The sequence below is a fragment of the Novosphingobium sp. genome, from assembly GCF_965214355.1.
Classification (GTDB): Bacteria; Pseudomonadota; Alphaproteobacteria; order Sphingomonadales; family Sphingomonadaceae; genus Novosphingobium.
This window is the reverse complement of the sequence record NZ_CBDCBI010000002.1, coordinates 39,367-58,071: the sequence shown is the minus strand read 5'-3', so window position 1 is coordinate 58,071 and position 18,705 is coordinate 39,367. Positions and strand designations below refer to the sequence as shown.

16 protein-coding genes are annotated in these 18,705 nt (G+C 63.8%); 7 read left to right on the top strand and 9 right to left on the bottom strand.

All coding sequences use genetic code 11. The features are described 5' to 3' along the window. Nucleotides 1–3: 3 nt before the first annotated feature. From ACOOE2_RS00825 to ACOOE2_RS00805, 5 genes are all read right to left on the bottom strand, one after another. Nucleotides 4–1,218 carry an MFS transporter gene (locus tag ACOOE2_RS00825; protein ID WP_420381132.1) on the bottom strand — a complete coding sequence of 405 codons (1,215 nt, stop codon included), beginning with the start codon at nt 1,216–1,218 and terminating at the stop codon, nt 4–6. Nucleotides 1,219–1,310: 92 nt separating this feature from the next. After that, entirely contained in the window at nt 1,311–3,665 is a 2,355-nt protein-coding gene (locus tag ACOOE2_RS00820; RefSeq protein WP_420381131.1) for a glycoside hydrolase family 3 C-terminal domain-containing protein, read from the bottom strand. Next, on the bottom strand, nt 3,662–4,783 hold the full coding sequence (locus ACOOE2_RS00815; RefSeq protein WP_420381130.1) for an LLM class flavin-dependent oxidoreductase: 1,122 nt from the start codon (nt 4,781–4,783) through the stop codon (nt 3,662–3,664). The genes ACOOE2_RS00820 and ACOOE2_RS00815 overlap by 4 nt, the downstream gene beginning before the upstream one ends. A 221-nt stretch (nt 4,784–5,004) precedes the next feature. Beyond that, nucleotides 5,005–5,877 carry a 3-keto-disaccharide hydrolase gene (locus ACOOE2_RS00810; protein WP_420381129.1) on the bottom strand — a complete coding sequence of 291 codons (873 nt, stop codon included), beginning with the start codon at nt 5,875–5,877 and terminating at the stop codon, nt 5,005–5,007. After that, nucleotides 5,874–6,824, bottom strand: a complete 951-nt coding sequence (locus tag ACOOE2_RS00805) for a ThuA domain-containing protein (protein ID WP_420381128.1) — start codon at nt 6,822–6,824, stop codon at nt 5,874–5,876. Before ACOOE2_RS00805 ends, ACOOE2_RS00810 begins: the two co-directional genes overlap by 4 nt. A 275-nt stretch (nt 6,825–7,099) precedes the next feature. On the opposite strand from ACOOE2_RS00805, the gene ACOOE2_RS00800 reads away from it, so the two are divergent. From ACOOE2_RS00800 to ACOOE2_RS00790, 3 genes are all read left to right on the top strand, one after another. Further along, entirely contained in the window at nt 7,100–9,505 is a 2,406-nt protein-coding gene (locus ACOOE2_RS00800; RefSeq protein WP_420381127.1) for a TonB-dependent receptor, read from the top strand. A gap of 81 nt (nt 9,506–9,586) precedes the next feature. Next, entirely contained in the window at nt 9,587–10,210 is a 624-nt protein-coding gene (locus ACOOE2_RS00795) for a gluconate 2-dehydrogenase subunit 3 family protein (protein ID WP_420381126.1), read from the top strand. A 16-nt stretch (nt 10,211–10,226) separates the two neighbouring features. After that, nucleotides 10,227–11,903: a GMC oxidoreductase gene (locus ACOOE2_RS00790; RefSeq protein ID WP_420381125.1), complete on the top strand. Its 1,677-nt coding sequence runs from the start codon at nt 10,227–10,229 to the stop codon at nt 11,901–11,903. Between the two features lie 15 nt (nt 11,904–11,918). Here the strand turns inward: ACOOE2_RS00790 and ACOOE2_RS00785 are convergent, their stop codons facing one another. Further along, nucleotides 11,919–12,833 carry a kinase gene (locus tag ACOOE2_RS00785; RefSeq protein WP_420381124.1) on the bottom strand — a complete coding sequence of 305 codons (915 nt, stop codon included), beginning with the start codon at nt 12,831–12,833 and terminating at the stop codon, nt 11,919–11,921. A gap of 365 nt (nt 12,834–13,198) precedes the next feature. On the opposite strand from ACOOE2_RS00785, the gene ACOOE2_RS00780 reads away from it, so the two are divergent. After that, complete coding sequence (locus tag ACOOE2_RS00780; protein WP_420381123.1) at nt 13,199–14,734, top strand: FAD-binding protein; 1,536 nt, start codon at nt 13,199–13,201, stop codon at nt 14,732–14,734. An 18-nt stretch (nt 14,735–14,752) separates the two neighbouring features. On the opposite strand, the gene ACOOE2_RS00775 is transcribed toward ACOOE2_RS00780, so the two are convergent. Together ACOOE2_RS00775 and ACOOE2_RS00770 are read right to left on the bottom strand one after the other, a co-directional pair. Continuing rightward, nucleotides 14,753–15,517 carry an SDR family oxidoreductase gene (locus ACOOE2_RS00775; RefSeq protein WP_420381122.1) on the bottom strand — a complete coding sequence of 255 codons (765 nt, stop codon included), beginning with the start codon at nt 15,515–15,517 and terminating at the stop codon, nt 14,753–14,755. Between the two features lie 326 nt (nt 15,518–15,843). Continuing rightward, nucleotides 15,844–16,641, bottom strand: coding sequence for an SDR family NAD(P)-dependent oxidoreductase (locus tag ACOOE2_RS00770; protein WP_420381121.1), 798 nt, complete (start codon nt 16,639–16,641; stop codon nt 15,844–15,846). Between the two features lie 248 nt (nt 16,642–16,889). On the opposite strand from ACOOE2_RS00770, the gene ACOOE2_RS00765 reads away from it, so the two are divergent. Further along, the gene (locus tag ACOOE2_RS00765; RefSeq protein ID WP_420381120.1) at nt 16,890–17,651 is read left to right on the top strand and encodes an SDR family NAD(P)-dependent oxidoreductase; all 762 of its coding nucleotides are present in this window, start codon (nt 16,890–16,892) and stop codon (nt 17,649–17,651) included. Between the two features lie 59 nt (nt 17,652–17,710). On the opposite strand, the gene ACOOE2_RS00760 is transcribed toward ACOOE2_RS00765, so the two are convergent. Then, entirely contained in the window at nt 17,711–18,100 is a 390-nt protein-coding gene (locus ACOOE2_RS00760) for a hypothetical protein (RefSeq protein ID WP_420381119.1), read from the bottom strand. On the opposite strand from ACOOE2_RS00760, the gene ACOOE2_RS00755 reads away from it, so the two are divergent. Then, entirely contained in the window at nt 18,084–18,323 is a 240-nt protein-coding gene (locus tag ACOOE2_RS00755) for a hypothetical protein (RefSeq protein ID WP_420381118.1), read from the top strand. The two genes, ACOOE2_RS00760 and ACOOE2_RS00755, sit on opposite strands and share 17 nt — an antisense overlap. An 84-nt stretch (nt 18,324–18,407) precedes the next feature. Next, on the top strand, nt 18,408–18,704 hold the full coding sequence (locus ACOOE2_RS00750; RefSeq protein ID WP_420381117.1) for a DUF6489 family protein: 297 nt from the start codon (nt 18,408–18,410) through the stop codon (nt 18,702–18,704). Nucleotide 18,705: the final 1 nt, after the last annotated feature.

Genomic DNA, 18,705 nt, shown 5'->3' with positions numbered 1-18,705 from the left:
TGATCAGGCTCCGTAAGCTGCGGAAGGGCGCGCGCGCCTGGAAAGGACGACCAGCGAGGCCACTGCACAGACCAGGCCGAATATGCCGGCGGCAAGGAAGGCGCCCTGCATATGGCCGGTCGCCTGCCGCAACAGGCTGACCAGCAGGGGTGAGGAAAACTGGCCGAAAAAGAAGCAGGCAGTCCAGATGCCCATGCCGCGCCCGCGATGGGCGAAGGGCAGTTGTCTTTGCGTCCAGGCGATCAGGGTGGGGACAGCCATGCCTGCACCCGTTTGCTGAACGGCCATGGCCACGACCATGCCGCGCCAGTCGTGGATCAGTCCGATGGCGGCAAGCCCTGTGCCCAACAGCGCGAACACGAGGAACAACTGCCACCGGGCACCAAATCTGCCGGTCAGCCAGAAAATGGCCGCGCCAGCCATGACGAACAGGCTCGGGATCGCGGTCAGGCGGCCGATCGAGCCTGAATCCATGACGCCGATTTCCTGCCATACCAGGCCGCCATTGATGATGAACACATAATAGAGCGAACTGGCCAGAAGCGTGACGACGCCAAACGCTGTTGCCTCGCGCAAGGGGAAGCTGGTGCGCTCTTCATCGATGCCCAGCATCTGGCGGGCGGTGGCGTCGCTGGCCGGTTCATACAGAAACGCCAGGCTGGCAAGAAACGCGACAAAGCCGACAGTGTAGATGAGAAAAATGCCGTTCCAGCGCACGCCGGTCAGATATCCCGACGCGACGATGACCGCGGTGGCCAGGAACGGCCCGACCAGCCCCTGGATCGTCAGCCAGAAATGGCGGCCCTTGTCGTCCCAGTAATCGCCGATCAGCGTGTTGAGCGTGGTCAGGATCGCAGCTTCCGCCACCCCCAGCGCAAGGCGCGAGACGTAGATCTGGTTGATCGAATCGAGGAAGAACGGGATCGAGCCGACCACACCATAAAGCAGGGTCGAACCCAGCAGCAGTCTGCGCCGCCCGTACCGATCGACAAACAGCCCGGCGAAAAGCGCCAGTACGGCAATGGTCAGGCCGGGTGCGGACACCATGGCCGGAACTTTGGTCATTGCCGAAGGATCGCGGGAGAAGTGCTGGATGATCGCAGGTACGGCGGGAAACATCGCGACAATCGCCACGATCGGCAAAAAGCCGACCGTGACGACTGTAATGCCTTGGGCCGCGCCGGCCTTTCTGGCCAGCGGGGGGGCGGCAATCGGCATATCTCTCTCCCGCAGTCTCGCCAGTCAGCCGGGCTGCTTTGAAATAAATTGGAATAATAGTTCTGAAAAGTATGACTTATACATGCCGGCTGTCAAGCCATCTTCGCGCTGTGGAGCGTGACTGTAAACGCCATGTCGCCGCAATGCCGCGCCACCCCGATTGCCATATCCTTGGGCAGGTCGTGCCAGCCGCCATCCCACTTTCTGAGCATGCGTGTCTCGATCGGCACGAATATTTCGCGCTCTTCGCCGGGCGTCAGCACCACTTTGGCAAAGCCGACCAACGCCAGTTCCGGATGGTGGCGGTACAGCTGCACCACCTCTGACCCAGCGCGCGGCCCGGCATTGCGAAGGCGTACCATCACGCCGCCCGGCGCCGCCTGCGCGCCCAGCCAGTCGAACCGCGTGTAACCCTGCCCCGCGCCAAAGGCATAAAGCGGCGCGCAGGCCCGGGCGGCAAAACCGCGATAGCCGATGTGCGTGGCGTCGCTGTAGGGCAGGTCGCCTTGTGGCCCCGGTGTCAGGGACAGCGCGGAATAATCGCCCTCCGCCCGTGCCAGCGTGACTGGCAGGCGGCCACCCGGTTCGCGTTCACCGTTCAGCACTTGCGCCAACGCCGGGCCAAAGCCTTCACCCGGATACCAGGCCAGCAACAGCGCGGCAGCGTGCCTGGCCCAGGTGGCGTCGAACGCATGGCCGACATTGGCAACGATGACCGTGCGCGGATTGACCGCGCACACGGCTTCGATCAGGCGCAACTGTTCGGCGGGCAAGCGCGTGTCGGGCCGGTCCTTGCTTTCCACGCTGGAATCCGACGTTTCGCCCACGATCAGGATGACCGCATCGGCATCGCGGGCCACCGCGATGGCGCGGGCCAGCATCGCTTCGGCGCTGTCGGGGCCGCGTACGCCGTACCACAGGCCGTGCACCCGCGCGCCGTCATAGTGGAAATCGACCTGCACTTTCACCCGCGTTCCGGCTTCCAGATGCAGCGTGGCACTGTCGGCATCGCCGCGTTTCAGGCTGCCCATCACGTCTCGCGCGGCCATGACCTCCGGCTTGTCGATCAGCACCCGATCGCCGACGCACAACCGCACGGCACCGGTCGCGCCAGCGTAGAAACGATGGTCGCCGGTGACTTCGGGGGTAAACCAGCCGCTGGCGCGAATGGCGGCAGGGGCGTTGAAGACACCCTGGTCGTGCACCCCGACGAACCACACCAGCGAATTGGCATCACGCGTTTCGCTGGACATGGGCGGAACAGCGGTGTCCGTCGTGGCGAAATAGTCGAGCGTCATGCCCGCGGCGCATCCGTCACCCAGGTCCCGGGCCGGCGCGACAGGCATGGCCGGCAGGCGGGGCTGGGGATCGACGCCGGGCTCATACGTCAAATGGGTGCCATAGGCATCGCGCAGCGCTTCAAGCGGGCGAATGGCATCGGGCGAAATGCTGATCTTGGCAAATGTGCCACCCTGATAGCAGGGGTTGGCCGCATTGGGCCCGATCAGCGCGATGCGCTGCCCGGGCGCCAGCGGCAGCAGGTCGCCCTCGTTCTTCAGCAGCACCATGCCGGCCGCCGCCGCCTCTGTCAGCACCGCCCGGGTGTCCAGCGTGGGGGGCGTCTTGGGCCCGCTCCACCGCTGCGCAGCCGTGGCCACGCGGGTGGCGGCATCGGCGAGGCGGTCGGGACTGGCATCGCCGGCCTCGACCGCGGCCAGCGCGTGGGCGCCCATGAACCGCGCCGGGCCCGGCATTTCCAGATCAAGCCCGCCATTCAGACTGCCCAGCGTGTCATGGGTGCCGAACCAGTCGCTCATCAGCGGCCCGGTGAACCCCCACTCCTGCTTGACGATCGTGGTAACGTGGCCCTGTTCGGCACAATAGGTGCCGTTCAGGCGATTGTAGGCCAGCAGCATCGCGCCGGCGCCGGCCGCCGCGCACAGTTCGAACGGCAGCAGGTAGACTTCGCGCAATGTGCGCTCATCGACAACGGCGTTCATGTGGTCGCGGTCGGTTTCGCTGTCGTTGCACACCAGATGCTTGGGGCAGGACCCGGTGCCGGTGGCCTGCAGCCCCCCGACCCATGCCGCGCCCAGCCATCCGGCCAGCAGGGGATCTTCAGAAAAGTATTCAAAGGCGCGGCCGGCCAGCGGACTGCGCGCCAGATTGACGTTGGGCGCCAGCACCATGTCGATGCCGCGTTCAACCGCCTCGCCCCCGACCAGCAAGCCGACGCGGCGGACCAGATCGACATCGAAACTGGCCCCCAGCGCCGTGGCGCACGGCGAGAGCAGGGCGACATCGCGCTCGTCCACCCGCCCGCTGGCGATGCCCATCGGCCCGTCGCTCAGCGTGATCGAGGGGATGCCGGCCTCGGGCACCGCGGCGGTGGTCCACATGCTGCCGCCTGTGGTCAGGCGGGCCTGATCGCCCATGGAAAGCGTCATGCGGCGTGCCCGGGCGCAGGTTTGGCAAAGGCCGGCATGACGCGTTCGGACAGCAGGCGCAGCGTCTGCTCGCCATAGGCCAGGCGTTCAGGCGTCAGGGGCCCGGTCGTGGTGCCGCACAAGATGTTGCCGATGCCAAGGTCGGCATAGGGCCGCAGATGTTCGATGACAGTCTCGGGCGAGCCGTGCAGGCACCAGGTGCCGATCCAGTCTTCGGTCAGGGCATTGGGCGTGCGATCGGTCTTGCGGTTGGCGTTATCGGCCTCGGCCTTGTCGTTGAAGGCGGCCTCGCGCTCGATGGCGTCCTGATAGGCGCGCAGAATGATTTCCAGCTCCGCGCGGGCCTGCTCGTCGGTCTCGGCGATGTGAACGGCCTGGTAGGTGTGCGTCGTCCAGTCCAGCGCGCTGGCGATGACGGCATCGCTGTGGCCGGCCTCGAGCAGATAGCCCTTGTACAGGTCGAACCATTTTTTCACATGGATGAAGGGCTGTGTGCCGCCGATCACGGGGGGCGTGAACGCGGGAATGAATGCGGGCCAGCCATGGGCCGCGGCGCGGCGGCTGCTGGCCTCCTTGAGTGCGACCGGCATCAGCCGGGCGTGCCCCGGTGTATAGGGGGCAGGGGCAATGCGCTGCAGCACGCGGCCCTTGTGCGGCCCGTTCTCGAATTCGATCGCGGGGTCTTCCATCGCCTTGGCCCACAATTGCTCGGCCAGTTCCAGATTGCGGTCCGACATGGCCGAGGCATCGCGGTAATCGACGCCAAAACCGATCATCTCTTCGGGCGTGGTGCCGCTGCCGACCCCGATCATCAGCTTGCCTTGCGTCAACTGGTCGAGAATGTTGATGCGTTCGACAAAGCGGATCGGGTGATGCAGCGGCACGGAGACCACGGAAAACCCGAAGTGCATATGCGGCAGCTTCGCTGCGAGATAGGACGCAAACATGAAGCTGTCCGACGCCACGGGCATATAGCCGTTGAAGTGGTGATCGGGCATGAAGATGGCATCGAAGCCCTGATTGGCGGCGCTGGTCGCATGGCCGATCAGGTCCTGGATGAGTGCGCGATCCTGATCGGCGGCTGTCGAGCGGGCGTTCAGGAAAACCGAAAAGCGCATGGGAAACCTCGCATTGGAAAGGATGACGCTGTGCCACGACAGAGGCGCACGTGCGGAATTCGAGAGTGAGGGCGATGGTCGCTGGTCCGGGTAACCTGAGGTTTCCTCGTGGACCGGTGAACCCATTGTCTCCCTTTGCGGACGAGGTGCGCCTCATTCCAATTATCAGAACTGTTATTCTATTTCAGTGATCGCTGCAATCCGATTTTTCCACCGGCGAATCAAAGCGGAGCGCCTGCCCTGATCGCATCGATTGCCGCGTGGTCGAGATTACGGATCATCACGTTGCGGAAAAACACTTCTGCAGCTTCGAATTCCAGCGCGATGCGCCCGCTGGTCAGCTTGGGCGAAACGCCATCTGCGCCCGCCTTGCCGATCATGCCGAACAGCGTCTGGACGATCCGGCCATTGACCAGATGCGCGGCCTGGTCGCCGAATGCGATCAGATCGAGCGTGTTCCAGCCATCGAGCCGTTCGTAATCGCCCGCGTGACGAAACCATTGCCGTGCGATCCCGCCGGCGTTGACCGGCGTTTCGTATGTGCGCGGCAAGCCGGGGAAATAATCGGGCCACAATGGTGTACCCCCCAGCAGCAGGCCGGGCAGCGCGCGGGTGTTGATCATGATGGCATCGCCGACATCGCCCTCCTCGATCTGGAATTCCACGCCATCGGGGAACAGCCGGTCGCGATCGGGCGCAAGGTGATAAAGCATGCCGCTGTTGCGCCGTTGCAGTCCGCGCGGCGCAATCCGCCGATGACCCCAGCGGAAATCCAGCCGCAAGTGGTAATCGTGCCACGAATCCAGCGTCGCGATATGGCCAATCGCCGCCCGGTCGGGCCCTGTAAAGTCCGGCCCCAGAAAATGCAGCATGCCATCGTGGATGGACACCGCATGATGCGGATCGCGTTCGCCCGAGCCATCCTGAAACAGGCTCCACCCGTCAAGGTCGTGGCCATTGAACAAGGCGCGCCAGGCGGTCCCGGCCGTCGGCGCCGCAGCGGCGGCAAGCGCGCGGGGCATGGCAGCCATGGCGGCCATGCCGCCCGCGCAACGCAGGATCTCGCGACGGCCGACGGGGCTGTGCGGGATCATTTGACCGGATAGTCCTTTGCCTCCTCGAGCACCGGCAAAGTCACCTTGCCGGTTGCGGCCCATTCGGTACCGCGTTCGATCAGCGTCTGCAGCCCGGCGAAATGAAGCGACACTTCGTCGTGGCCCAGCGTCATCGAAAACACCCGGCCTTTGCCGTAATCCGCTGTCCACACCTGGGGATGGTCGGCGTCCATGCCCGGCATCTGCGCAAGCTTTGCCGGGGTATAGGCGGAAAACGGGTATTTCGGCCCGGTCAGTTTCGGATCGTAGCTTTGTGCGGTTTCGTGCGCGGTCGCCAGCACATGCATTTTCGCCGCGGGATCGGCGCTCATATTCACGTACATGTCGTCGTTGTAGGTCCACACGAACTCGCGCATGCCCTGCGTGATCGGGTGGGTGCGATCGACGATGTGCACCGGAAAGGCGCCGGGCGGCGCGCGGCGGCTTTGCCCTGGCACCATGACCGCGCCTATCAGGTGCTTGTATTCGGGGATGTCGCGGCCCCAGGTGAACGACGAGTGGTAGGCGACCAGTCCACCGCCTTCGCGAACATACTGGTACAGCGCGCCAAACGCGGCGGGCGACCAGATGTGCTGCGCCGGGTCGGCATAGTTCCAGCGGCTTGAATAGTTCAGCAACACGACGTCGTACGCCTTCAGCGTTGCGAGATCGCCGTGGTCGAAATCCTCGGTCACGCGCACATCGAACCGTCCGGTATCCTGCAGCAGCGTGCGCAGTGCGTTGTCCACGCCGGTCCAGTCATGTTCATAGCTGTTCTGGCCGCTGATGATCAGCACGCGCAACCGCTTTTCTGCCGGATTGACCGGGATGTCGACGCGTTGCACGGTTTCGGGAGGCCGATAGTCGATTGTCACGATGACTTGCGCCGCGGCGGGCGCACTGATGAGCCCCAGCGCGAGCCCTATGGTGCTGGCCAATCGATTCATGGTTATCGTCTCCGGATGGCGTGGTCGCAAAGCCAGAATGCCGCGCCGCGCTGTTGATTAGAAGAAGTATTCGTATTTTTGTACAGCGATGCTGCGCGGCATGGCAAATGGAATCTTCGATGGCTCGCCACTTTGCCCGACTCGCGCGCGGATCGCGTTCCGGCAGGACGAAAAATTGGAATTTCGGTTCTTGACAGCGACGGGCAATTTATAGAATATCTATTCCAATAATAACGTCGACTCGTTGCCGGCGAAAAAATCGGGAGGATACGTCTGTGATCAAAACCAGCCTTCGTACCGCGTTGCTAGTCAGCGCATGCTGCCTGGCAGGGACCGCGCCTGTTCGCGCGCAAACCGCTGCGCCGGCCGCTGGTGCCACGCCTGCGCCCGACGTATCCGAAATCATCGTCACCGCACAGAACCGCAAGGAAAGCGTGCAGAACGTCCCGATTGCGATCAACGTCGTGTCGTCGGCCGCGCTCGAGCGCGCCGGGGTGACCGACTTTACCTCGGTGATGAAGGTCGCGCCGGAACTGAACATCACCACCGACACCAACAACACCCGCGTGTCGTTGCGCGGTGTCGGCACCAATTCGAACAACGAAGGCCAGGACCAGTCGATCGCGGTCGATATCGATGGCGAATATATCAATCGCCCGACCGTGCTCAACGCCGCAATTTTCGACCTTGACCGCGCCGAAGTGCTCAAGGGGCCGCAAGGCACGCTTTACGGGCGTAATTCGACAGGCGGGGCGATCAATTTCATCACCCGCCAGCCGGGCAATGTGTTCGCTGGCAACGCGTCGATCACGTATGGCAATTACAATCAGGTGATCGCTGAAGGCGGCGTCGATGTGCCATTCGGCGATATCGGCGCGGTCCGCGTTTCGGGCATCTACCATTCACACGACGGTTATACCGATCATCCCAACACGCCGTTCAGCCCAAGCTCGGCCTATACGCCAAGCAGCGCCCGGCGTAGCGAAACCGACGGCACCGGCGGCGGCCGTATCAGCCTGCGGCTGGAGCCGGCCAGCAACCTGCATATCAGGGTTGCGGGCGAGCATGTCGAAGATCGGTTCATTCCGCAGGACGAGGCTTATGCCGATCTCACCGCGCCGGGCAACAATCCGGGTGGCAGCACGACGAGCTGCGGCAATGGCTGGGCATCGGTCGGCACCGACCCCAGCGGCATGATCGAATGTGTTCCCCAGCACACCAATACGCTCGCCAATGTCGATCGGCACTCCTACAATTCGCCGACGCTGGGCGTCGGGCACGAGCGCCTGATATCGAGCGCGGTGCGCGGGCGGGTCGCGTGGGACGTGACCAGCGGGGTCAGGCTGACGTACACCGGGGCCTATCGCTATACCGACGACACCAACGTCCTGACGCTGGCGCCGACCTACCTGTTTCCGCACTTTGGCGAGACGGTCAAAACCCAAAGTCACGAATTGCGCGCCAATGGCGAAGTCTCGGGCGTGAAATGGCAGGGCGGTGCGTTCTATTTCCGCGAGCAGCAAACCAGTGATCAAGGTCTGTGGAGCCCCAACCTGTTTTTCCAGGGGTTCTACATCAATTACTTCAAGCACCCGACCGATACCAAGAGCATCTCGGGGTTCGGCCAGGTCGAGGTACCGCTGACCAGCAGTTTGACTGCGGTGGCCGGCGCACGCTACACCCACGACAAGCGTGATGGCCTGTGGAACAACTATACCTCGCCGGTCGGGCTCGCCGCTGTCGGCACCGGCCCGGTCGATCTGGGAAATGGCAATTTTGTCAGCCCGTATTGTACCGGCGCGCTTGCCAATCCATTCCATGCGCCGCCGTTCCTGTTCTGCCAGTCGCCAGGCGAGGAAAAGCTGCACTTTTCCGGAAGCAAGTTCACCTGGACTGCAGGCCTGAACTACAAGCCTGACACCCGCACGCTGATCTATGCCAAAGTTTCGACCGGTTACAAAGCCGGCGGGTTCGACGGCACCGGAGCCACGTTCCTGCCCGAAAGCAATACCGCCTATGAAGCGGGTGCCAAGCTCAACCTCGGCAATCGTGGCCAGCACACGCTGAACCTGTCCGGGTTCTACTACGACTATACCAATCTGCAGAACGATGTGCTGCTCAACCCTTCCAAAGGGGCGCAGACCTTCAATGCGGGCAAGGCCAGGCTCTATGGCCTGGAGGCCGAAGCGCACGTTCGCGCGACACCCAATGACACGATCAGCGCCACCGCCAGCTGGCTGCACGCCAACTATGTGCAGTTTACCGCCAGCGTGAACTATTACGGCGAAAGCGGGGCATATGCCCCGACGATCAACCTGGCCGGCAACCGGCTGCCGCAGGCCCCCAATTATCTGCTGACGCTCGCCTATGATCACACGTTCCATCTGGGCGACGCCGGAACCGTGACCGCATCGGCCTTCGAGCGCTACAAGGGCAGCTATTATCTCGACTTCTACAATTTCAACGATTCGCGTCAGGGCGCGCACACCGAGACCGATCTGAGCCTGGAATATCGTACTGTAAACAAGCGGTTCAGCTTGCAGGCCTATGTTCGCAATCTCGAGAACTATCGCTCGCTGGTCTATGCCGGAAACACCGTCGTCGCGGGCCAGGCCAACATCTACAACTGGGGCTTTGGCAATCCGCGCACATTCGGCGCGCGCGCCGGCTTCGAATTCTGAACCCGCCGACGGGGCGAACCGGCCGGTTCGCCCCCACACGGTTTCAACTCGCAGATCAATCGAGCCGACAGGAGTGAAACTGTGGAGTGTGCGCAGACAGGCTGGTCCCGGCGCGACCTGATCCGCATCGGGGTCATGCTGGCCGCAGCAACCGGCGTCCCGGTGTCGGCACAGGCCGTTGCCGGGCTGGCCGCGACGACGGACAGTGCGTCACGCATGCTGATGCGCAATGTCAGCCAGATCGTGATTCCACGAACCACGACGCCCGGCGCTGGCGATGTGGGGTGCGGCGATTTTGTCGTGCTGGCCCTGGCGCATGGGCTGGGCGGATCGCTTCAGCCAATGCGGGCTCCGGTCTCAGCAGAGTTTGTGCCTTTTCATCGTACGGATGGCTCGCTCGACTACGCCGGCTGGCTGCGCGCCGAGCTTGATCGCCGTTGCAACGGATCGTTCATGGCGCAACCGTTGGCCGCGCAACGCGCAGCGATCGGCGCGCTTGATGCGCAGGCCTTTGCGAATGACACCGGTGTCCAGCCGTGGCGCACGATCAAGGCCCTGATCCTGCAAGGGTATTATACCAGCGAAGCAGGCGGCTCGAGCGAATTGCGTTACGAGCCGTTACCCGGGCACTACGATCCCGATGTGCCCGTCACACCGCAAACCCGTGCGATCAGCAATGACTGGACCGCAGTCGATTTCGGTTAGCAAAGGCACACAGTTCATGGAATTCGATGCGATCGTCGTCGGCTCGGGCATCACCGGGGGATGGGCGGCCAAGGAGCTGACGCAGGCCGGGCTCAAGGTTCTGATGATCGAGCGTGGGCGCCCGATCCGCCACGGCGAAGACTATGCGACCGAAAGCAAGGCGCCATGGGACATGCCGTTCCGCGGTGAGGGCGACCAGGCGCTCTATGCACGCGACTATCCCGTGCAGTCGCTCAACCGCCATTTCACCGAATTCACCGAAGACCATTTTGTCAACGATGCCGCCAATCCCTACACCACCGGCGACGGCACCGACTTTACCTGGTTCCGCTCGTACCAGCTGGGCGGGCGCTCGCTGACCTGGGGACGGCAGTCCTATCGCTGGTCCGACTATGACTTCGGCGCCAACTTGCGCGACGGGCACGGTACCGACTGGCCGATCCGCTATGCCGATCTGGAGCCGTGGTATGCCAAGGTCGAGGATTTCATCGGTGTTTCGGGGGCGGCCGAAGGCTTGAAGCAGCTGCCCGATGGCCATTTCCAACCGCCGATGGCGCTCAATGTGGTCGAACACCATGCCCGCGTCGAAATCGCCAAGCGCTGGCCCGACCGCTGCCTGACGATCGGGCGGACTGCCAACCTGACCGAGGGCAAACCCGACGAGGGCCGCGCGCCCTGCCAGAACCGTTCGATCTGCGCGCGGGGCTGTTCGTTCGGCGCCTATTTTTCCACCCAGTCCTCGACGTTGCCCGCTGCACAGAAAACCGGCCTTCTGACCGTCATCACCGATGCCGTGGTCGAGTCACTGGATCAGGATCCGGTCACCCGGCGCATTGTCGGCGTGCGCTATATCGATACCAGGACCAAAACCCGCACCACCGCGACCGCGCGGCTTGTGTTCCTCAACGCCGGCTCGTTCAATTCGGTGCAGATCCTGCTCAATTCGGGCGGCGAACATGGCCTGGCCAATTCGTCGGGCGTGCTGGGTACGCATATCATGGACCACGCCAACACGCTGTCGGCGATGGCGATGATGCCGGGGTTCGAAGCGCACACCACATTCGGCAACCGGCCCACCGGGGTCATCGTACCGCGCTATCGCAACCTCGATACAATGGACGGGATCGGCCACACGCGCGGATTTTCGTTCCAGGGCGGCGCGTTGCAAAGCACCTGGACCCAAGGCAAGCGAATGGCCGGAGTGGGGACCGATCTCAAGGACAAGCTGCGCGTACCCGGGCCGTGGCGCATGGTGCTGGTCGGTTTTGCAGACTGCATGCCGCGTGCGACCAACCGCCTGACGCTCGATCGCAAGCGCCAGGATGCCAATGGCCTGCCGCTGCTGCATGTCGAATTCAGCTTTGGCGAGCAGGAACATGCCGCGCTGGCGCAAGCCAAGGCCGAAGCACACGAGATGCTGACCGCGGCTGGCGGCACCGTGATGATGGGTTTCGACCGTCCGGGCCCGGGGGGAACGGCCATCCATGAAATGGGCGGGGCGCGGATGGGTCACGACCCGGCGACATCGGTGCTCAACCGCTGGAGCCAGGCGCACGATGTGCCCAACCTGTTTGTCACCGATGGCGCGCAGATGAGCTCGTCGGCGTGCCAGAACCCGTCGCTGACCTATATGGCGCTGACCGCGCGGGCCGCGCATACGGCGGTCGGCATGCTGCGCGAAGGGAAAATCTGACAGCGCGGATCGCTGCTATTCGGTCAGCAGGCCCGCTGCCGGCGGCATCAGCCGCAATCGCCACGGGGTCCGATCCGCCGCCAGATCGACTACGAGCTCGGCGGGCTGGTCCTCCAGCAGCCAGCGCGTCAGGCGCTCGTAATGCGCGATGAACCTGTGCAGCTGCGCCTGCGTCATCGGCGGTCGCGATCCCCTGGCCGATCGATCCAGCTTCGCTTCCTGTTCGCCGCGCCACCCGAACACTGTTTCAAAGGACGGGGCGCTGAGCAGGGTGCGCCTGTCGAGCTTGGCGAACAGCGGCATGTATGGTCCTGCAAGCTGCTGGTTGACATATGTGCGCCACGACCCGGCCGGGTCCTCGATGCGTTCAAGGGCGTTTGCCGGCACTGCCAGCGCAGTCGGCGCCTGCGGGCGCGCACCCACGCACCAGCCTTCGAGAATGATGACGTCGGGGCGTCCCCGGAACAGCGGCCATTGATCCGGGGACACACGATCATCCAGGGTCTTGTCGAATGCCGGAATGGCGACCTCCTGATCGGGTGCGGCTTCCATCAGATGCGATATCGTCGCCTCGAGCAGCGCCAGGTCATGCGTGCCCGGCACGCCGCGCGTCGCCAGCAGGGGATGGACGGTGCGCGCCAAACCTTCGCGGGCTTCCCTGGTCAGGTAGAAATCGTCGAGCGAGGCGATCACGGCGCCAAGCCCAAGCCCGGCCAGATGGGCGACCAGCCGCACAGCGGTAAAGGATTTTCCGCTGCCCTGTGGCCCGCACAGCCCCCAGATCACCGTGCGGCCGAGGCGCGCACGCGTTTTGGCAATGTCTGCCACGATCGCCGCGTCCATGGCCGCAAACGCGGCCGGGCGGTCGCAGGGCAAGTCGATGATGTGGCGGGTGACGCCGCCGCCGCCGGGACCGTTGGGCGTAATCACATTGGCCTCTTTGATCTTTTGGTGGTCTGCATGCCGGATGACAGGCACGCGATGCCGCTCAGGCGTAGAATCGCGCTGCCCTGCCCGCAAGGCTGATCAGGAGCGGCGCTGGTGGCCACACGGCATCGGGCCCGGTGGCAAACCGTTCGATCGCCGATGTAGGCACAGGCCACGCCATCTGGATAAAGTGACCCGCGCAATGATCGTTGCTGCAAAACTGGATTGGTTGGTGACTACGCAAACCATTGTAAATTGTCTGGATTGACCAGCATATTAGGTTAGCTAACAGGAATAAAATAACGCAGACATGGGAAGACGGACAATCGTGCAGCGGCACGCGATCCGATCGAGAGAGGCACAGCAGCATGGCCGGGCAAGACACACACTGCGACGTGCTCGTCGTCGGCTCGGGTGCAGGCGGCCTGGTCGGCGCTTACACTGCGGCGCGCGAGGGTCTGTCGGTACAGCTGATCGAAGCGACCGATCGCTATGGCGGGATGACGGCCTATTCCGGGGCAGGCATGTGGTTTCCGTGCAATGCGGTGCTGCGCCGCGCGGGCCAGGATGACGACATGGCATCTGCGCGCGCCTATTATCGCGCGGTGGTCGGCGACCGCACGCCGGCCGTTTTGCAGGACGCCTATCTTGAAACCGGCGCCTTGCTGATCGACTATCTTGAAACCGATCCGCATTTCGCCTTCATGGTCTATCCGTGGCCCGATTATTATGGCGCAGAGCCCCATGCGCGCGCCGATGGGCGGCATATCGTGCCCGAACCGCTGCCGGCCGCCGCGATCGGCGCGCTGGAAGCGGTGTTGCGGCCCGCGCTGGCGCAGGATCGGAGCGGGCATCCCGCACCCGAAGTGTTGATCGGCGGGCAGGCTCTGGTCGGCCGGTTCCTGCTCGCATTGTCGCAGATGCCCAATGTGACGTTGTGCACCGCCACGCCGCTTGTCGATTTCATTGCGGAGGAGGGCGCAGTGACCGGCGCGATCGTGCGCGATGCCGATGGCAGCGAGCGGCGGATCCTGGCGCGGCGCGGGACTCTGGTCGCGGCGGGCGGTTTTGAACGCAATGCAGCCATGCGTGCCGAATTCGGCGTGCCGGGCGAGGCGGCCGGCAGCATGGCGCCGCCCGGCAACACCGGCCGGGCGATCGCAGCAGCGATGGCGATCGGCGCCGATGGCGACCTGATGGATCAGGCGTGGTGGTCGCCGGGCCTGATGCAGCCCGATGGCAGCGCGACCTTTACCGTGGGCATCGATGGCGGGCTGTTCGTCAATCACGAGGGCGCCCGGTTCGTCAGCGAAACGCTGCCCTATGATCGCGTGGGTCGCGCCATCATTGCCGCGCAAGCCGAAGGGCGGCTGACATTGCCGTTCTGGCTGGTCTACGATGACCGCGATGGCGGCATGCCCCCGATCCAGTATCCCAACCTGCCGTTCGCCGATCCGGCCGCCTATCGCCAGGCGGGACTGTGGCGCAGCGCCGCGACCCTGCCCGAACTGGCAGCAGCGATCGGCATCCCGGCAGACGCGTTGGTCGCGGGCGTCGGACGCTTCAACGCCTATGCGGCAAAGGGTGAAGATCCCGATTTTGCGCGCGGTGCCGAACCCTACGAGCGCATGTTTACAGACGGCAAGCCACCGCTTGCGCCGGTCGTGCGCGCGCCATTCCATGCCGCGGCGTTCGGGCTGTCCGATCTTGGCACCAAGGGCGGATTGCGCACCGATGGGCATGCCCGGGTGCTGTGCCGGCAGGGGGCACCGATTGCGGGGCTGTATGCCACCGGCAATTCGATGGCAGCGGTCAGCGGGCATGCCTATCCCGGTGGCGGCAATCCGGTCGGGTCGAGCATGGTCTTTGCCTATCTCGCCGCGCGCCACATGGTCGGCGGCTAACAAACGTTTATCCGCGCATCAGACCATCTCCGGCCGCATGATCGCATCGGTGCCGCCGTCGATGAAGATGATCTGGCCCAGCAGATAGTGGTTTTCGAACCCGAGCAGGAATCCGATCAATTCGGCCACTTCGTCGGGCCCGGCATAGTCTGTCACCGCCATCGGATTGCTCCTGGCCAGCGCGTCGATCATCTCGGGCTGGCTGAACAACGGCACGGTCATCGGCGTGGCGATGACGCCGGGGCCAACGCCGTTGAGCAGAATGCCCGCCCCTGCCCACTCCGGGCGCTGCGCCATGCGGCGGATCCACAGCGCCAGCGCGCGCTTGGTATCGAAATAGGTCGTGGCAGGCGCTGCGGCGGCCTGGTCCATCGCCGCGTTTTCATCGCCGGCAAGCAGCGTTTCGACAACTTCCGCGTTGCCAGGTAGCATCAGCGATGTCGAACAGATGCCCACGGCGCGCGCGCGCGACGATTTGGCAAGCATCGGGCGCAACCCTTCGAGCGTCGCGATCGCGCCGAAGAAATTGATCGCGATGGTTTCGCGCGGGCGGTCCCAATTGGAAATTCCGGCCCCGGCCAACACGCCGTCGAGCATGCCGCCGGACAGCCGCACGGCCTGTTCGATCATGTGCGCGCGGCCCTCGGGCGTACCCAGGTCTGCCTCGATATCGGCGTTGCGCAGATCGACGCCGATCACGTCGTCGCCTGCGGCGCGCAACCGCTCGACGGTCGCCTTGCCGATGCCCGACGCGGCGCCGGTGATCAGAATCCTGCGTGCCATGGTGAACCCTCTCGTGGTGATGCGGCAGAACCGCGTATGCGTTCGTAAATGACGCATTATGCTCTGTATAAATCGGTCAAAACGTCAGACTATGGGCTATATGCGATTATTTGTCCTATTTATCTACGCATTTCGGCAAAGCCGCCTATGCCGTCGCGATCAGGCGCCGGTTTGATCGTCGGCGTGCGCCGGCTTGCACCTCGCCGGGTATTCACCGCGTACAGAAAGGGGAGATCCATGCCACGCTGGGTCAATCGGCTGGAAGGGTCGAACCGGGCGAATCACGCGTTCCTGCTGACCGCGCCGGTTACGCCTGTGGCAACCGTCTAGGGCATGGGCACGCGCAGACTCTCGGGTGCTTCGGGCATATAGCCGTGATAGAATCCGGCGGCCCAGCCGCCATCGACGGCCAGTTCCGCCCCGCAGATGTACGACGCATCGTCCGAACACAGGAACAGGCTGGCGGCGGCGACTTCCGCGGGCTCTCCGATGCGTTGCAGCGGCACGCGATCATAGGCCCAGTGGCGTTCGTCGCCCGATTGCCCCTGCGGGTTGCCCATCGCCGTGTCGACCCCGCCGGGATGGACCGAATTGACGCGCACGCCGTGGGGCCCGAATTCCAGCGCCGCGGTCTTGGTCATGCCGCGCACCGCCCATTTGCTCGACGAATAGAGCCCGACACTGTTGGCGCCGCGAAACCCGTCGACCGACGAGATATTGACGATCGCGCCGCGCCGGGCAGCACGCATCACCCGGCCGACATGTTTCATGCCGAGCATCGGCCCTTTGACATTGACGCCGAACACGCGATCGAAATCGGCGACTTCGGCCTCGATCAGCGGGCCGAAACAGACGACGCCGGCATTGTTGACCAGCGCATCGATCCGGCCATGGCGGGCCAGCGTGTCCTTGACCAGCGCCTCCCACGAAGTTTCCTGCGATACGTCATGGTGGACATAGCGCGCGCTGTCGCCGATGCTTGCGGCCAGTGCTTCGCCGTCGGCATCGAGCAGGTCCGCGATCACGACTTGCGCGCCTTCCTGTGCAAACAGGCGGCACGTCGCCTCGCCCATGCCGCGTGCGCCGCCTGTCACGATCGCTATTTTTCCTGCCATCCGCATCATCGTGCCTCCCTTTGTCTTATCGTCTTGCCCTATATCCGCAAACAAATGGTCATGCAAAAACGAATATCGAGCATAAACACTTGCATGGGTCATAAATTGCGTATTTCTGGCGGGGTGAACGTCGCGGGAATTGCGGCAGGACACGCATTGGGCCATGCGATTCGCGCACAATCTGGCACCGGTGGCGGTCGGAGAGGAACTGAAATCATGATGTTTCACAAAGCGGTCGCAGCGCGATGAGCGGGGGCATGTTCGCCGGCAAGGTGGCGCTGGTAACCGGCGCCGGATCGGGCATCGGCCGCGCCGCCAGCCAGCGCCTGGCGCAAGAGGGCGCGGCGGTCGTCGTTGCCGACATCAGCGAAGCCGGCGCCCAGGCCACGGTCGCGCTGATCGAGGCGGCAGGTGGCAAGGCGATCGCGGTCGCAGCAGACATTGCCAGCGAAAGCGGCAATCTGGCCATGTTCGATGCGGCCGAGGCGGCATTTGGCGGGCTTGACCATGCGTTTCTCAACGCCGGCATGCTTCAGCCCTACATGCCGTTCGAAGAGGTGACGCTCGACTTGTTCGACCGCGTGCTCAACGTGAATTTGCGGGGTACCTTTCTCGGGCTGCGGCTGGCGCGCGAACGGTTGCGGCCTGCCGGGTCGTGCGTGGTGACTGCGTCGGCAGCGGCGCTGATCGGGTTTTGTGATGCGGCGGCCTATTCGACGTCGAAACACGGCGTGCTGGGATTGATGCGATCGTCGGTGCGGGCGTTTGCCGAACGCGGGCTGCGTGTAAATGCGATCTGCCCGGGCAATGTGCTGACGCCGATGAACGGTGTCCCGCAGGACAACAGCATCACCGACAGTCTTCCTGATCCCGACTATCGCGGTGGCCTGTCGGCACAGCACATTGCCGATGTGGCGCTGTTCCTGCTGTCACGCCGCGCCGCCGGCATCAATGGCGACGCGCAAGTCATCGACGCGGGTGCGTTCGCCGCGTTTCCGCCGTTCGATTTCTCGTCCTGAACCGCGCAGGCTGACATTTCGGGGCTGAAATTTCGGGCCAGAAACTTCAGAGTAGAGCGCTATGCGGGCGGCACAAACCGATGGCGCGAGAAAAACCGGTCGAGTTCACGTTGTTCGGGCGGTTTGCCGGTGAAAATCTCGACGTAATCGCCGATACGCGGCATGCGCACGGCAGGATCCTCGATCGTCTGCATGCTGATATAGCCGATCTGGGACAGATAGACCGTGCGTGCGCGCGTGTCGGCTTCGCGATCGGGATAGCCGAAACGGCGGAACATCCGACAGATCGCTTCGACGCGCTGCACATCGGCGGCGTGAATTTCGGCGGTTACCGACGCGCTTTGCAATGCCCAGCTGCGCACGGCGAATTCGAACCTGGTGTCGAACAGGTTGCTATCGATCCAGCAGTCGAACAGGTTCAGGATCGCCTCGGTGATCAACCACGGCACCGTGCCACTCGATGACCTGTACTTCGCGCTGAAACCGCTGTCGCGCAACCTGGGGGCGGCTGATTACGGGGCGCTGGTGGCGGGTACGCCGCAGGACCAGGCAGCCGAAGCGGCGCGCAATCCCGCGGGTGGATTTGCGCTGTACCGGATCGGGGATGCGGTATCTTCGCGCAACACCCATGCGGCCATTTATGATGCGCTGCGGTTGGTGAAGGATTTTTAAGCGCTCGGAGCGCGTGGACTTTGTCAGGTTTGCGTGACAGTCTCGTTCGACAAAGACGGGTCGTGCAGCCTAGAAGGAAACGCCATGAAGGTGAATGTCGAAGTCGAATGCAGCCCGGAAGAGGCGCGGCGATTCCTGGGGCTGCCCGATGTCACCAAGGCGCAGGAGGCCTATGTCGAGCATCTGGTCAAGGCGATGAAGGGCGAGACCTCGCTCGATCAACTGGGCAGTTATGTCAAACAGATGGCTCCGATGGGCGAGATGGGCATGAAACTGTTTCAGCAGTTCATGGAACAGGGGGCTGGCGCCGCCATGTCCGGTTTCAAAGGGTCCGGTTTCAAGGCGCCTGGGTTCAAAGGCAAGGGCGACGCTGGCGAATAAG

Coding starts and splice junctions, on each gene's coding strand:
- ACOOE2_RS00765 (WP_420381120.1), top strand. CDS start 16,890: ATGTTCGCCGGCAAGGTGGCGCTGGTAACCGGCGCCGGATCGGGCATC.
- ACOOE2_RS00815 (WP_420381130.1), bottom strand. CDS start 4,783: ATGCGCTTTTCGGTTTTCCTGAACGCCCGCTCGACAGCCGCCGATCAG.
- ACOOE2_RS00780 (WP_420381123.1), top strand. CDS start 13,199: ATGGCCGGGCAAGACACACACTGCGACGTGCTCGTCGTCGGCTCGGGT.
- ACOOE2_RS00805 (WP_420381128.1), bottom strand. CDS start 6,824: ATGAATCGATTGGCCAGCACCATAGGGCTCGCGCTGGGGCTCATCAGT.
- ACOOE2_RS00770 (WP_420381121.1), bottom strand. CDS start 16,641: ATGATGCGGATGGCAGGAAAAATAGCGATCGTGACAGGCGGCGCACGC.
- ACOOE2_RS00750 (WP_420381117.1), top strand. CDS start 18,408: ATGAAGGTGAATGTCGAAGTCGAATGCAGCCCGGAAGAGGCGCGGCGA.
- ACOOE2_RS00790 (WP_420381125.1), top strand. CDS start 10,227: ATGGAATTCGATGCGATCGTCGTCGGCTCGGGCATCACCGGGGGATGG.
- ACOOE2_RS00810 (WP_420381129.1), bottom strand. CDS start 5,877: ATGATCCCGCACAGCCCCGTCGGCCGTCGCGAGATCCTGCGTTGCGCG.
- ACOOE2_RS00825 (WP_420381132.1), bottom strand. CDS start 1,218: ATGCCGATTGCCGCCCCCCCGCTGGCCAGAAAGGCCGGCGCGGCCCAA.
- ACOOE2_RS00775 (WP_420381122.1), bottom strand. CDS start 15,517: ATGGCACGCAGGATTCTGATCACCGGCGCCGCGTCGGGCATCGGCAAG.
- ACOOE2_RS00820 (WP_420381131.1), bottom strand. CDS start 3,665: ATGACGCTTTCCATGGGCGATCAGGCCCGCCTGACCACAGGCGGCAGC.